A 12,336-nucleotide genomic window follows, 5' to 3' on the forward strand; every position below is an offset into this window, starting at 1 on the left:
CTACAGGCTGGCAACCAGCGTTTGCTGGTCGTCGTTGAAGTCGATCAGGGCGATTTGCAGCCCCACGGGAGTGATGGTCACGAAGTCATAACGGCGACAGGTGCGGCCGTATTGCTGAATCAGCACACGCAACAGTTCAGGGTTCAGCGACAACTGAGCGTTGCTGAACTTCAGCAGTACGACGTCCCAATCCCGGTCGGGCTGGCGCTCCTCGATCTCGACGTAACCCACGCCAAGGCGCATCGAATATGCGCTTGAGGCCGGCGGTGCTGCCGGCGTCGACGGAGTTGATAAAGGCGTATTTCACCCGCAGTCGGAACAGGGATTCCGGTTCACCTTGAAAGCGCGTCACGTCGCGCTGCCAGGCCCACAGTTCAAGAATGCTCATGTGGCAGGTGTCGGGATCGATCTGCGAATAGGGCCAGCGCAGCCAGCCGGTGACGGTTTCCCACCACGCCTGTGCAGCACTGACCAGCTTTGAAAGCTCTGTGCCTTCAAGCCAGAACGGCAATTTGATCTTGATCACTGAATCACCACCGTCAGGTTCTCCAGTCGAGGAATAGACAGACCATTCACCGCATCCACCATCGGCGTGATTTTCACGGCTTCAATGTTTGGGAATTGTTCGTGCAGCTCGGTGCAGAGGCGGCTTTTGCTGAATCGCGCTTGCGGATAGGTCAGCGTGGGCTGGTAGTCGCGGGGAGTGCTTTCGCGAAAGGCAGCACGCACAAAGAATTCCACCTCCTGCTTCAGTGTGGCTTTCTGCTCTGGCGTCTGATTCGGGAACGGCCAGACGTTCACGACCATGCTGGAGAGAGTTTCCGGCATGACCATGGCCAGCAGATCATCGCCGTGGCCATGGTTGCCTTGGTCGCGGATATGCGCGTTGATCTTTTCCAGGTAACTGGCCGCCGGCACACCCGCGTCAAACAGCACATAGGCGTTCGCACTGCCCGGCCCACGCGGTGCGCCGTGTTCGAAATAGACGCCGTCCGGACGTACGCCCGGGAAGGCCGAGATCATGGCGCGATACACCGCGTCGGTGTGCCACTGGTTCACCGCCGAGAACTGATTGCGCACACGCAAACGCAGCTGGTCGTTCGGTTCCGGATCCGCACCTGGTGATTCCAGCCAACCGTCCTTGTTCACCACCTGGACAATGCCGGGGATGGGCACCGGCAAGATCGCGTAGTAACCCGGGGCGAGGTTGAAGCCACTGCCGGACTCGATCGCCTCCACCGGCACTTCCAGCTGCAGCTGGCCTGCTGCGAATATCGCCGGCGCCGTGGTGATCAGTTTGTAGACGTTGCCGTTGATGGCCGCTGACTGCACCACAATGCCTTTTTCCAGCTCCAGCACGCCGTCCGGCACGGCCCGGGTAAACAGCAATTTGCCTTGGGCTTTGGTCGCGCCTTTACGCTCGACGTTGACCGCCCAAGCGAGCATGTCCAGCCAGGCGTCCACCGCCGTTTTCACAAAGAAGTTCGGCAGCACTGACAGACACAGAAAGTCCAGCAGCCACAACACCGGTTTGGTCACCAGCGCAGTCATCACCCGCCAGAACGGCGAATAACTGCTGGTGTTGGCCACCTTCGCGCCTTGGGCTTCAACCTCCTTTTCCCACGCGGCCTTCAAACCGGCCTCGGTGGTCGGGATGCCGGCGTCGGCGATCACCTTTTTAAAATCGACCTGGCTCACAGACTTACCTCAATCGAACCGAATTTCAGGGTTTTCGCAGTGACCAGGTACACGCCCGGTTCCTGCTGGGTGATGCGTGCCGTACCGGGCACCAGGCGCTGATCGTTCTCGACCAGCAGTTCCAGTTGCTGGATGCAGTCGCGCTGCCGCAGCCGATCGCGCTCAGCGACCAGCGTCACCAACAACCCGCTGTCGCGGATCATGTGAGCGATGTCCTGGGCGATGCAGGCGCGGTCATCGATGAGCAACGGCTGGTGTGACGGATCCAGTGCCAGGTCGTTGTCGACGATCAACAGGTCTATGTATTCGCTCATCCGCCGACCGCCATGGCGACCATGTTTTCCATCTCCAACGGGGTCATCGCCTTGCCCGTGTGAATGTTCACGTTCTCCACATGCGTGCCCTTGCTCTGGCTGCTGTTGTTGTTCTGGATGCTGGTCAGCAAGCCACCGGTCGGCACCGCTGAAGGGCGCGCCGGCGAAAGGCTGGGGATTGCCGCGTTGATGGTCTGCTGGGCTTTCTGCGCCGCGTTGGCGGTGTCAGCGGCATTGGTCGCGGCATCGACGCCAGGCACTTCAGGCATGCCGCCGAAACGCGCTTCGATGTTTACGCCCGGGATGCTGTTCAGCAGCTCGATCACGCCGTTAACGGCCGTGGTGAAAATGCCGACGATGCTGTCCCATGCCGCCTTGGCCATGCCTGACCAACCGCCCATTGAGTTAAACCAGTCGGACAGCTTCTGGAGCTTGTCGGCGACGAACTGGAACGCGGCCGTATTCATCAGGGCAGACGTCCATTCGTCCCAGTAGTGAACCGCCGCGACAATGACCGCCACCAATGCGAGAACACCGACCACAACCCAAACCATCGGGTTGGCCAACAGTGCCGCGTTGACCAGCCAGATCGCGCCCTGCCACAGCAGCATGGCGCCACGCACCAGGGCAAGGCCGGCGCTGAGCGTGTAGATCACGGCCATATAAGCCAGGATCGCCAGTTTCTGCAGGACGAAGCCGGCGACCGTGCGCAGGTTGAGCAACTGGACAACCTTCCACACCGACACCAGCCCCAGCCAGGTCATCCGTGCAACGCCGACCACCACGGTCAACAACGACATGGCGCCGACGATGGCCATGATGGTCAGTGCAGTGATGCCGATCACCCGGGTGATGTTGGGAAACAGTTGCGACCAGCGCACCAGGGTTTTGCCGATGTCCACCATCTTGTTCATGAACGGCGTCAGTACCGGGATCAGCACCTGGCCAAACACCACGCGCATGACCTCGACCAGGGAAGCCCACTGTTGCCATGGATCGACCATGGCCCTGGCCATCTGCTCGGCGTTTTCGAGACCGCGCACCTTGCCCAACTGCTCGATGCCGTTGCGCAGCCGATCGGTGTCCTTGGCCAGCGCGCCGATTATCTGGGCGCCTTCACCGCCGAAGGCTTCGACCAGTTTGGCCCCGGCCGACGCTGTGGTCAGATCACCGAACTTGCCCTGCAGCTTGTCCAGAATGGTCATCATCGGCAGGACTTTGCCCTGCTGATCGGTGAACTGCATGCCCAGCTTTTCCGAGGCGGCGCCGATGTTCTCGAAAAACGCTTTGTAGCGCCCGCCGGCGTCGCCGCCCTCCATGGTGCTGCTCAGCGTGCCGATCACGGCCATCTGTTCGGCAAGGTCGACGCCCGATGTGGTGGCGATCGCGCCGGCTTCCTTGAAGGCGTCCTTCATCGCGGCGCCGCTCGTGCGAAACAGCTGCACGGCCAGCGCGGTTTGCCCGCCGAGTTTTTCCACCCACGCGCCCTTCCCCATCGCATCCGCTTGGGACTTCTGCAGGTTGTAGAGCGTGCCGACGTATTCACCCATGGTTTCGGCGTCAGACTTGGTGGCCTTCGCCAGCAAGTTACTGGTGTTGGTGAACGTGGCGAGCTGGTTGCCGGCAAGTCCCTTAATGGCGCCCTCGATCAGGTAAGCCGAGGCCACAAAATCCTTGGCGTTCTCGCCATAGCTGACGGCGAACTGCAGCGACTTGGCATTGAGCGCAGACAACGCATCCTCGGCCACGCCCAGCGATCGGACGTCGCCCAAGGCGCGATTGACCTCCAGCGCCGGTTCCATGGACTCACGAATCCCGACCACAGCCGCCGTCACGCCGGCCATGCCCAGGCCGATCGTCTTGATGTGCTGTTCGCTCTGATCCGCAAGCTCGGAAAAACCCATTTTCACCTTGCCCAGGGGCGCGGTGACCTTGTCGGTCAGGCTCAGGATGAAAGCCAGGCTGGCGCTACGGTCTGCCAATGTCGTTACCCGTTCAGCGCAAGAGCGATGCCGTTAGCCACGGCAAACTCCATGCGTTTCCAGTATTCGTCCTCCAGCCACTTGGCCGTCCCCATCGCCTCGGGCGTGGGTTCGGCACCAGGTAGCCAGCGGCTCGTCAGGGCCATGAGCTGGCCCAAGCCGTTTTCGCTTAAGCGCTCAGCGTGCTCGTGCGCTTTTTTACGATCACCTCGACGTTCGGCGCGTACTCCTCAAGCAGCGCGCCGGCGAGCTGCATCACCATCACGGGATTGCCCAGCAACGGTTTCAGCGTGGCCTTTTCCTCTTGCTTGACGGTGGTCATCAGCAGGTTGTTGCCCGGGGCGACCTTGTTGGTCTGGGTCAGGGCATTGAAGTATTTGGTCACGTCAGCCGGGGTCAGGCTGAACGTGAATTCCGCTTCGCCGACCTACCAGGGTGATTTCGGTGTTGTTCTGTTGGCTCATGGTGTTGGTCTCTTGTTGAGGTTGGAAAAAGTGGTGTCCTGGTGCGCCTGCGATCGCAGGCACACGCCACGGACGTATTGCTGCAGTCCGAGGATCATTTGCCGGCTTAAGGCAAGCTGATCTCGGAGGGTGAAATAATCCGGTCTAGCGTCTGCTGCGAGTTCGGCGCGTCCTGCATCAGCCATGCGGGCGGTGCCGGCGGCGGCGGGCACAGATCCGGCGGCGGGACAGGTGGCGCGGACATGCAGCCGGCCAGTGCCATCGCCAACAGAGCGGCGCAGGCGCTTGTTTTCAGTGAGTGCATCGGTCAATTCCTTGGTGTTTCGCTGGTCGATCGCATCCCGCTCGGCCAGCATCTCGCCGCTGATCCGGGCCGCTTCACGCAGGCCGTTCGCTTCCCATTGCGCGCTGTCGCGCTCGCGCCTGGCGTCGTCGCGCTGATCGGTTACCCGATCAAAAGCCACCCACAGCAGCAAGGCGAGCAGCAGCACGAAAGGCGCCAAACGCAACGGGGAAAGACTCATTTCAGGCACAGTTCCATTTCAGCCAGCCGGCGGTTGTGCAGGCCTTGAACGAAGCGCTTGCGGCCCTGCGCGTCTGTCACATAAGCCCATACCGGCGTCTTGCCGTCCGGTGCCCAGGCCAACGCCCTGCAGCCGTCAGCGATGCGGCCGGCATTGATCAACGTCACCGCCCGACTGGCGCAAGTGCTGGGCACACCCACGTTGTGGCCATGGCTGGTCAGAGCGTCGAAGGTGTTCTGGCCCACCTTCGGGTTGGTGATGCAGTCGGCGAGCTGCAGCTGGGTTTTGCGGATCACCAGCTGCTCCACCTCCGCGCAACGCTCAGGCGACCAGTAATCACCGACCACCACCGGGAACGGGCTGGTATGTCGAGTGATGCCCTTGCAGACGCTGGGCAGTCCGCCGGCCAACTTGTCGGCATAGACGGTGTTCTGGCCGTTGCCCTCCCAAGTGCCCAGGAAGATCACCAACGGAGCGCTGGCCAGCGCAATCAGACCGGCCTGAATCCTTCCGCGCAGCCTCATGGAAACCACACCCGCAGCAGTGCCGGCACAACCATCTGCAGCACAGAAGCGACCACCGTGAGAATGGTCAGCAAGCGCCCGACCTTCGCGCCGATGTCGTTTACCGCGACCGTCAGGGTCTGCTGGCCAGCGTTCAGTTCCGACAGTTGACCGGCCATGTGTTCAAACCCCTGTTCCAACTTGGTCACGCGGGTAGGCACCGTTTCGTGGCGGTCTTCCAACTCGCTCAGCCGGTGTTCGAACACCGCGAATCTCTGTTCCAGCGTTCCGAGGCGTACGGTTTCGGTCGTCATCAGCGTTTACTCTGCTCAAAGCCCGTCTGGCACGGGACGCATCGCGTTTTACCGCCCAGCGCACGGCGTGCCGGCGGGATCTCTTTGTCGCAGTCCTCGCAATGGGTCAGGCTTGGCCCGACCGGCACAGGCGTCAGTAGCTGGGCCTTGATCGCCTGGTCACGTTGGCGTTGCTCCAGCTCCTGGGCGCGGTCGAACCAGTCCACCATTAACGGATCCCCTCGATCTCGGCCGCAGCCAGGTAGGGAACGCCGTTGATGTGGATAAAGTCCGGACTGGTGACGTCGAACGGCACCTTGTGTTTGGTCTTCTCGCCACCCTTCGGGTCGATCGACAACAGGCTGGAGATCTTCACCTTGCAGCCGAACGCCTCCACACGCAGTTCGTCCTCACCGGCCTTGGCGAAGAACACCGCATCGAACGGTTTCAACTCGCGATAGCTGCCCGCCGATCGCGCCGCGTCGATCAGCAACTCAAAGTTGGAGCTATCCAGCTCCAGTTCGCCGGCAGCGGCCACGTCGCCGTCGACGTAACCGTCAGGCACGCCCCGGGTTTGGGCCACGGCCGAGTTATCGGTGATGTCCAGGGTGCAGCTTTCGACGTGCAGCGCGATATCGCCCAGGCTCACGTCGAAGTTCTTGCCGCCAATCTTTGCCATGGGGCGTTACTCCGCTTTGTCAGTGGAAAGATCCAGGGCAATGTTCGCCGTGAGGTCTTTCGGGCAGTTGAGGGGTTTGAGCTTGATGTAGGCCGCGACTTTGGTTTTGCTCTGCCACTCCAGCACCAGGTCGCCGTCTTTCGGCGGCTCGATGTCACCGGGAAACACCTCGCCGTTGAACTTGATGGACTTCGCCATGGCTCGCAGTGGCGCCATCAATTGGTTGGTATTCACCGCCATGCTGTTGGGCGTGTTGTTCAAGCGACGATCAGCGACACGGCGGATCAGCAGCGGACGGATCAGGCGAGCGGCCTTATCGGTGATGCGCAGGTATTCCACGACCTGAAAGTCACTACCGGGGGTGTCCAGCATGTTGCAGTCACCCCAGTACACACCCGGATAGTCGGGGTAGGTCTGGGTGACAGAAAACCGCGCCCGATCCAGTTCACTGCGTACAGCGGACGGCAGCGGAATCAGCTCGCTATCAATAGGCACGTCGCCAAGCCCCAACACCGGGCCGGTGGCCACGCGCATCGGGCTATCAGCAATGCTCACAGCCGAGTTGGCCAAGCGGCCAGCCAGCACGCCCAGGTCATTACCGTGCAGTTGCGGTACAGGTGAAACGCGCGGCGCTGCCAGACCCGCTACCAACGCTTTTTGCTCGGTGAGGTACTGCGCCCAGGTCTGGTCGACGGCGATGCCGGCACTGCTCGCCAGAAAGAAAACCCGGCGGCCGTAGGTATTGTTGAGGGCAACGGCCGCGTCATGCATGGCCGACAGTTCATCACCCTTTGTCGACAGGCTTGGTGACGATTACCGCTTCCACCGACAATCCTTGTTGCTGAGTTTTCTGCAGTGCGGTTGCCCAATCACCCTCGGGACCGATCGGGGCCGCCATGCAGGCCCAGCGCTGGCCACCGTTCAAGCGAGCGGCGGTAATCTGGGTTTTCAGGTCGTTCGCCGGGATGCCCAGGGCGGCGTCCAGATCGCTGTCGGTGTTCAGCGGGATGACCTGGCCGACGTTTTTGGCGGCGGGGCCGATGAAAAGAAAGTAACGCTCAACCTCTGTCACGGCACCCTGGCCTAGATTGAGGTTGTCGACGGTGACTTGACCGAGTGCCATGTAGTGCCTCGTTAACGGGGTGAAGTTAGGATTTGTTGAAAGACCTGGTTAACCAGCTCGCGGGTTTCATTGCCGGTCGCCACGCCGAGGAACTGACGTTTTGGCAGGGTGATGTCCCAACTTTGCGCGCCAGATGTCTCGGTTTTCTCATCGTTCAGAATGCGGATCAGCAGACCGGCCTTGGCGTAGTTCACATGCTGTTGAATCCATGCAACCGAAGGCCGGGCCGGCGTCTTCTTGCCCTTCTGGCGGACGCGAAAACCCAAACGGCGCAGGCGTTTCGCCTGTTTGTCGGTGCAAGCGATGCCAGGCGGGACGGTGTTCCAGCGGCGCATCTGTGCAGCCGTGCGCCGCTCGGTGGCGCCGTTGTGCTGCTGCGTGGCGACCCATCGAGTCAGCGCGTTTTTCCAACCCAGTTCGGCTTCGTCGGCACTGACTCGCGTGACTTGCAGCAGCTTGGCCAGCCCGGCTTCCATCTTTTTCTTGCCCTTGGCTGATCCCTTGCGTTCAGCGAACGGCGAGCCGTCGACGTTTTGCTGGGCGCGCTGACGCTTGCGGCTCATCGAGCGCACGCGCTTGGTGACGTTGTTCAGCAGACGACGGCGCAGCACCGGCGGCAGCTCCAGCAGCGCCAGTTGAGCGTCGACGTTGAGTAAGCCCCTGACATCGAGGTCGCACGGATTAGCGGTCACCGGTGGCCACCTCGCCGTTCTCGGCAACCCACAGGTCAAACGGGACGAAAGCCCAGGTCTTACCGAAGGCGCCGATCTCGCCGGCAGGGTCTTCGGCCAGATACTGCGGCTCGACAAACTCCAGCGTGATTTCCACGTCGAAGAGGTCGTTATCCAACGGTTCTACAAGGAACTCCGGCGCCGGCAGTTCGTGGTGGTCGCGGTTGGAGTCGTGGTTTTCCAACCAACTCCCAACCAGAGCCATCAGGCGCGCCGGATGGTCGGCGAAACGCTCCAGGACAATCGCGGCGCGATAGTGCATGTCGGCAAAGTGCATGCCGTCGATGTCGGGTTTCCAGATCAGCGAGAGCTTCACCTGCTCGGTGAAACTGTCGAGCTGTTCAGGCGCGACCAGATGGCGTTCCCGTAGGTAGGCGGTCAACCCTTGCAACTTGGTCACAGCAGCGCCGCCGTGATTCGGCCACGGCCTTGCAGGGCACGAACGGCGGATTGGCTGAATGCCAAGAAGGTTTCTTTAAGCTCGGGCGCTTCCTTGGCGGTGTTCTCAGCGCTTTCGCGGCGGGTAACCGATGCAAATTGAGGCAAGGCGCTGGCCTTGGCGCGGCAATACACGGCGCGCTTGTACAAGCTGACCCGCAGTGCGCTTTCAGGCGTCGACGGTTCGGCCGCTTCGACATTGGCAATGCCGAGGAGCCGCCAGCGGTTTTTGAGCTTGGCCAGGTCTGTATTGACCTCGGCCATGGCAATACTCAGGGCGTCGACCAGCAACGTGCCCAGGAACTCCGCCGGCAGGCGGTAGCCCTTCTGGAACTCGGTCACGGAGAGGTTCGGCCAAAAGCCGTCGTTCTCAATCGTCTGTTCCACAAAGGTGGTCGGGTTCCCGGAAAAGCTCATTGCTAGCCGCTCAAATAGGGCGGGGAGACTGTTTTCCGTGGGGCTGGCCATGAATGGCAGACACACGTCCACAGTTCCCCGCTGGGGGGTAGTCGGTTATTGGGCGCCGATCACGGCGGGTGCTTGTTTGGCGATCGCCTTGCGGCACTTCGCAATGCGCGTCTCATTGCCGGCTTTCGCGTACAGCTCGGTGGAGCGTTCCAGATGCTGGAGCGCGGTTTCCCACTGCTCGGCCTCCATGGCGCGCATGCCGATCAACTTGTGGTACTTGCTCGGGATCTGTTCGGTCAGCTCCCATTCACCGTCGACACGCGGCAGCAGATAGGACAGGTACGGCTCCGGGCTGCGTTGCGCGTTGTATTCGGCGTAAGCCCAATCGATCACGGCGTCCGCAACGAAGGTTTGCACGTCGCGGCGCTTAAACCGCTCGGGCATCTCCTGGCCCTGCCCGATCGCAAAGTCCGCGAGTGCCAGGCCGTCTTCGAACTGCTCGGTGTCGAACAGCCAGACCATCACCTGCACCAGAACGCGATTCGGCATCACCAGACCCGAGTCCTTGTAGCGCTGAATGAAATCCTGGTACTTGGGCAACAGCTCCTCGCGCTTGAGTGCCTGACGCCCAGCGAGCCCCTTGATATCGCTCAGGCGCTGCAGATCCTGATCCAGCGACGCTTCCATCAGCAGCAGGTGCTTTTTCGCGTTGGCCGGGCTGCTCAGGGCTTCCGCCGGCGAATACGCCGCCGGTGCCGCTGCAGCAGCAATCACTGCAGCGGTTCCTTGAGCCAAAGTGCGGCGCTTGTGCGCGAGAGCCAGGCTCACTTCACCAGCTCCACGTTCTCGGTCAGCGCGATTTTCTCCAGCTGCTCGATCACATAGCCTTCATTGCGGCTGTTGTAATCCTCGACGCGGGAGCGTTTCGGGTTGTCCACGGTTTGCTTGCGCCAGCTGGAGTCCTGGAAGTAGATCGAAAGGTTGTCCCAGCTAGTGACCAGCACAGCGTTGACTGGGAAGAACGGCACGCTGAAGCTTGGCAAACCGCCGTAGGTGGCGATCACCTGGGCATCTTCGATGCGCTCTTTCTCGGTCGGCACGTCGCCTTGCTTGGCGTACAACTTCGCCTTATCGGCCGCCAACAGGTCGGAACCGATGATCGCGACCAGGTCACCACCGTCGCGCAGACGCTCGTCCACCATTTGCTTGGTGTCATGCACCAGGGCGTCAAGGTTGGCGTAATCACCGTCCACCCCCAAGGTGACTTTGCCGGCGGCTTTGCCTTCCTTGAGCACCTGCTGCGGCGCTTGCTCGCGCAGTTGCTGCAGCCAGCCTTTGTTCACGTCCTGCAGCATCGGGTAAGCAGCGATATCAGTCTGCGCAGCCGCTTTCACACCGTGGAAACCGACCATGATGCGATCGAGGGCGATCTGCTTCTGCACTGCAGCGGAATAGCGCTGGTGGAAGTCCGGGAATTTGGCCCAGGCGTCGATTTTTGCGTACGGCAGACCCACGTCCGACTCGGTGGACGAGAGTTCGTAGGTGGAGTTGTCCAGCTCGGAAGCGTCTTTCGCTTCGCGATCGGTGGTTTTGGTGTTGGTGCGGCCCGTGACTGGGCCGGACACGCCGATAAACACCTTCTCGCCCTTGATCTCGGTCACCGGAATGACGTTGATGCGCTGCAGGAAGTCCGCTTTTGCCGTGATTGCGTCGTTCAGCTCCTGGGCGATCGACGGTTCAACGGAAAACATCTTGCTGGACAGCGCGACACCGTAGGTCTCGGCGATCGCCAGCTGCATTTCGGCGTACATCTTGGCGCCGTAGGCGCTCAGGGAACGAGCCATGTCAGAGCACCCGCACTTTGGATTTGTCGGCGGCACCGGTGGAGCGTGGCAGCTGACGACCATTGGTAGTGTTTTTCAGTGCGGTGAACTCTTTTTGCAGCGTGGTGAACGCTGCCAGCAAGGCCTTGTTCCCGCCACCGGTACGCTGAAATTCGCGCTCAGCCTCTGCAGTCGTGACGATATCGTCTACGGCCGCAGTTACGTCGTCGATCGGGGCTTGATCGGGTTCTGGTGCGTCTTCAGCGGCAGGCTCGATCACGGCCTGAATGCCAGCGGCGACGACCAGCAGCTGGGCCAGCAGGGCTTTGAGGGCCGTTGCAGTAGCTTCATCCATTGGGGGTTTGCTCTCGGTTGGGGTTTGCGGAGTGGTTTCGGTGGGGGTGTCTTCAATGCCGAAACACTTGAACAAGCGGGTGAACATCGTAGCGAGACGTCCGATCTCGCCCGGCGGCTCGGTCTCAGTCGTGTTCTTGGTCACGGGCAGCGGGCCGAGTTCCAGCGAAGCGGCGTAATACGCGGCGCGGCTGGTTCGCTGGGAGAAATACAGCTCTTGGGTGCCGAGGCTGGCCGGCTCGTCGGTCACGGCGAGGCCGGTCAAATAGGCCTTGCCGGTGCCCGCGAAATTTGGGGTGATCTCAATGCTGGTGAACAGCTTCTGGCCCTGGTCGTTGAGGTACAGAAGGCGGTCGTTTGGTTTCAGCTGCGCTTCCAAGGCAATTTGCCCCGGTTCCAGATCGTCGCCCTCTTCCACCAGGCGCACGGCAAATACGGTGCCGTGCGACCCTGTCCAGCGTTCGTGGTCACACCAGATCACAGCGGTGTATTTGGCCGGGGTGTAGGTCTCGGCGATGTCGCGCAGTTCCTGGGGAAGGATGTCGCGGCCATCAATGGTCGGGCCGCTGGTGGCGACACGTTTCCAGTAGGAGACAAGGGAACGGGGCATGAGTGGTAACTGCGCTCAATCGCTGAATGAGCCGCCACGATAGGGAGCCGATTACCGCCAAACAAACGGTTGAAATTCAGAGTTCTCCTATTTTCGGGAGATAGGCGGATCGCAGCATTTAACCCCGCGTTTCCGGGGTTTTCGCCGCATAGACTGCGGCCCATGAACTACCCGACCGAAGTTAAAGAAGCCGCAAAACGCCTCTACCTGCGCCGCTGTTCGGTGAAGGAAATACAGGCGCATTTGAAGCTGCCCAACATTCGAATCGTCTATTACTGGATCCGCCAAGGCGGCTGGGACGAGATGCTGACGGATGAAGAACCGTTGAGCGCGGTTAACCGCCGAATCACCCTGATCCTGGAAAAGATCGATCCGCTGACGAAAGCCGAACT

General features: G+C 61.1%; 17 protein-coding genes and 2 pseudogenes. 1 reads left to right on the top strand and 18 read right to left on the bottom strand.

Translation table 11 applies throughout. The features are described 5' to 3' along the window. From JFT91_RS29325 to JFT91_RS29410, 18 genes and pseudogenes are all read right to left on the bottom strand, one after another. Positions 1–526 (bottom strand): annotated as a pseudogene (locus tag JFT91_RS29325) (phage tail protein). Further along, positions 523–1,698, bottom strand: coding sequence for a baseplate J/gp47 family protein (locus JFT91_RS29330; protein WP_201233995.1), 1,176 nt, complete (start codon positions 1,696–1,698; stop codon positions 523–525). Before JFT91_RS29330 ends, JFT91_RS29325 begins: the two are co-directional and overlap by 4 nt. Beyond that, positions 1,695–2,012, bottom strand: coding sequence for a DUF2590 family protein (locus JFT91_RS29335; protein WP_201233996.1), 318 nt, complete (start codon positions 2,010–2,012; stop codon positions 1,695–1,697). Before JFT91_RS29335 ends, JFT91_RS29330 begins: the two co-directional genes overlap by 4 nt. Then, positions 2,009–3,994, bottom strand: coding sequence for a phage tail tape measure protein (locus JFT91_RS29340; protein ID WP_201233997.1), 1,986 nt, complete (start codon positions 3,992–3,994; stop codon positions 2,009–2,011). The genes JFT91_RS29335 and JFT91_RS29340 overlap by 4 nt, the downstream gene beginning before the upstream one ends. A 5-nt stretch (positions 3,995–3,999) precedes the next feature. Beyond that, positions 4,000–4,140, bottom strand: coding sequence for a DUF6890 family protein (locus tag JFT91_RS29345; protein ID WP_191626909.1), 141 nt, complete (start codon positions 4,138–4,140; stop codon positions 4,000–4,002). A 23-nt stretch (positions 4,141–4,163) separates the two neighbouring features. Further along, positions 4,164–4,394 carry a putative phage tail assembly chaperone gene (locus JFT91_RS29350; protein ID WP_201234042.1) on the bottom strand — a complete coding sequence of 77 codons (231 nt, stop codon included), beginning with the start codon at positions 4,392–4,394 and terminating at the stop codon, positions 4,164–4,166. Positions 4,395–4,454: 60 nt separating this feature from the next. Beyond that, complete coding sequence (locus JFT91_RS29355; RefSeq protein ID WP_201233998.1) at positions 4,455–4,982, bottom strand: lysis system i-spanin subunit Rz; 528 nt, start codon at positions 4,980–4,982, stop codon at positions 4,455–4,457. After that, positions 4,979–5,506, bottom strand: coding sequence for a lysozyme (locus JFT91_RS29360; protein WP_201234721.1), 528 nt, complete (start codon positions 5,504–5,506; stop codon positions 4,979–4,981). The genes JFT91_RS29355 and JFT91_RS29360 overlap by 4 nt, the downstream gene beginning before the upstream one ends. After that, entirely contained in the window at positions 5,503–5,799 is a 297-nt protein-coding gene (locus JFT91_RS29365; RefSeq protein WP_128615521.1) for a hypothetical protein, read from the bottom strand. The genes JFT91_RS29360 and JFT91_RS29365 overlap by 4 nt, the downstream gene beginning before the upstream one ends. Then, complete coding sequence (locus tag JFT91_RS29370; RefSeq protein ID WP_116256721.1) at positions 5,799–6,008, bottom strand: TraR/DksA family transcriptional regulator; 210 nt, start codon at positions 6,006–6,008, stop codon at positions 5,799–5,801. The genes JFT91_RS29365 and JFT91_RS29370 overlap by 1 nt, the downstream gene beginning before the upstream one ends. Beyond that, on the bottom strand, positions 6,008–6,457 hold the full coding sequence (locus JFT91_RS29375; protein ID WP_201234000.1) for a phage protein: 450 nt from the start codon (positions 6,455–6,457) through the stop codon (positions 6,008–6,010). Before JFT91_RS29375 ends, JFT91_RS29370 begins: the two co-directional genes overlap by 1 nt. 6 nt (positions 6,458–6,463) lie before the next feature. Continuing rightward, positions 6,464–7,580: pseudogene (locus JFT91_RS29380) on the bottom strand (DUF2586 domain-containing protein). Positions 7,581–7,591: 11 nt separating this feature from the next. After that, positions 7,592–8,272, bottom strand: a complete 681-nt coding sequence (locus JFT91_RS29385) for a phage virion morphogenesis protein (protein ID WP_201234001.1) — start codon at positions 8,270–8,272, stop codon at positions 7,592–7,594. After that, a complete protein-coding gene (locus JFT91_RS29390; protein ID WP_201234002.1) occupies positions 8,262–8,711 on the bottom strand; it encodes a phage tail protein in 450 nt (149 codons plus the stop codon). The genes JFT91_RS29385 and JFT91_RS29390 overlap by 11 nt, the downstream gene beginning before the upstream one ends. Then, on the bottom strand, positions 8,708–9,166 hold the full coding sequence (locus tag JFT91_RS29395; RefSeq protein ID WP_201234043.1) for a head completion/stabilization protein: 459 nt from the start codon (positions 9,164–9,166) through the stop codon (positions 8,708–8,710). The genes JFT91_RS29390 and JFT91_RS29395 overlap by 4 nt, the downstream gene beginning before the upstream one ends. Positions 9,167–9,262: 96 nt before the next feature. After that, positions 9,263–9,985: a phage terminase small subunit gene (gpM, locus tag JFT91_RS29400; protein WP_201234003.1), complete on the bottom strand. Its 723-nt coding sequence runs from the start codon at positions 9,983–9,985 to the stop codon at positions 9,263–9,265. Beyond that, entirely contained in the window at positions 9,982–11,001 is a 1,020-nt protein-coding gene (locus JFT91_RS29405) for a phage major capsid protein, P2 family (protein ID WP_201234004.1), read from the bottom strand. Before JFT91_RS29405 ends, gpM begins: the two co-directional genes overlap by 4 nt. A gap of 1 nt (position 11,002) precedes the next feature. Continuing rightward, on the bottom strand, positions 11,003–11,944 hold the full coding sequence (locus JFT91_RS29410) for a GPO family capsid scaffolding protein (RefSeq protein ID WP_201234005.1): 942 nt from the start codon (positions 11,942–11,944) through the stop codon (positions 11,003–11,005). 162 nt (positions 11,945–12,106) lie between these two features. Here JFT91_RS29410 and JFT91_RS29415 point away from each other — a divergent pair. Further along, on the top strand, positions 12,107–12,336 hold a 230-nt coding region (locus JFT91_RS29415), incomplete at its 3' end, for a terminase gpP N-terminus-related DNA-binding protein (protein ID WP_518524885.1).

It is taken from the genome of Pseudomonas sp. TH08, from assembly GCF_016651275.1.
GTDB lineage: Bacteria > Pseudomonadota > Gammaproteobacteria > Pseudomonadales > Pseudomonadaceae > Aquipseudomonas.

What these genes read in the sequence shown, in the direction of transcription:
- JFT91_RS29395 (WP_201234043.1), bottom strand. Translation starts at nt 9,166, where the DNA reads ATGAGCTTTTCCGGGAACCCGACCACCTTTGTGGAACAGACGATTGAG.
- JFT91_RS29370 (WP_116256721.1), bottom strand. Translation starts at nt 6,008, where the DNA reads ATGGTGGACTGGTTCGACCGCGCCCAGGAGCTGGAGCAACGCCAACGT.
- JFT91_RS29365 (WP_128615521.1), bottom strand. Translation starts at nt 5,799, where the DNA reads ATGACGACCGAAACCGTACGCCTCGGAACGCTGGAACAGAGATTCGCG.
- JFT91_RS29405 (WP_201234004.1), bottom strand. Translation starts at nt 11,001, where the DNA reads ATGGCTCGTTCCCTGAGCGCCTACGGCGCCAAGATGTACGCCGAAATG.
- JFT91_RS29335 (WP_201233996.1), bottom strand. Translation starts at nt 2,012, where the DNA reads ATGAGCGAATACATAGACCTGTTGATCGTCGACAACGACCTGGCACTG.
- JFT91_RS29360 (WP_201234721.1), bottom strand. Translation starts at nt 5,506, where the DNA reads ATGAGGCTGCGCGGAAGGATTCAGGCCGGTCTGATTGCGCTGGCCAGC.
- JFT91_RS29355 (WP_201233998.1), bottom strand. Translation starts at nt 4,982, where the DNA reads ATGAGTCTTTCCCCGTTGCGTTTGGCGCCTTTCGTGCTGCTGCTCGCC.
- JFT91_RS29375 (WP_201234000.1), bottom strand. Translation starts at nt 6,457, where the DNA reads ATGGCAAAGATTGGCGGCAAGAACTTCGACGTGAGCCTGGGCGATATC.
- JFT91_RS29345 (WP_191626909.1), bottom strand. Translation starts at nt 4,140, where the DNA reads ATGGCCCTGACGAGCCGCTGGCTACCTGGTGCCGAACCCACGCCCGAG.
- JFT91_RS29410 (WP_201234005.1), bottom strand. Translation starts at nt 11,944, where the DNA reads ATGCCCCGTTCCCTTGTCTCCTACTGGAAACGTGTCGCCACCAGCGGC.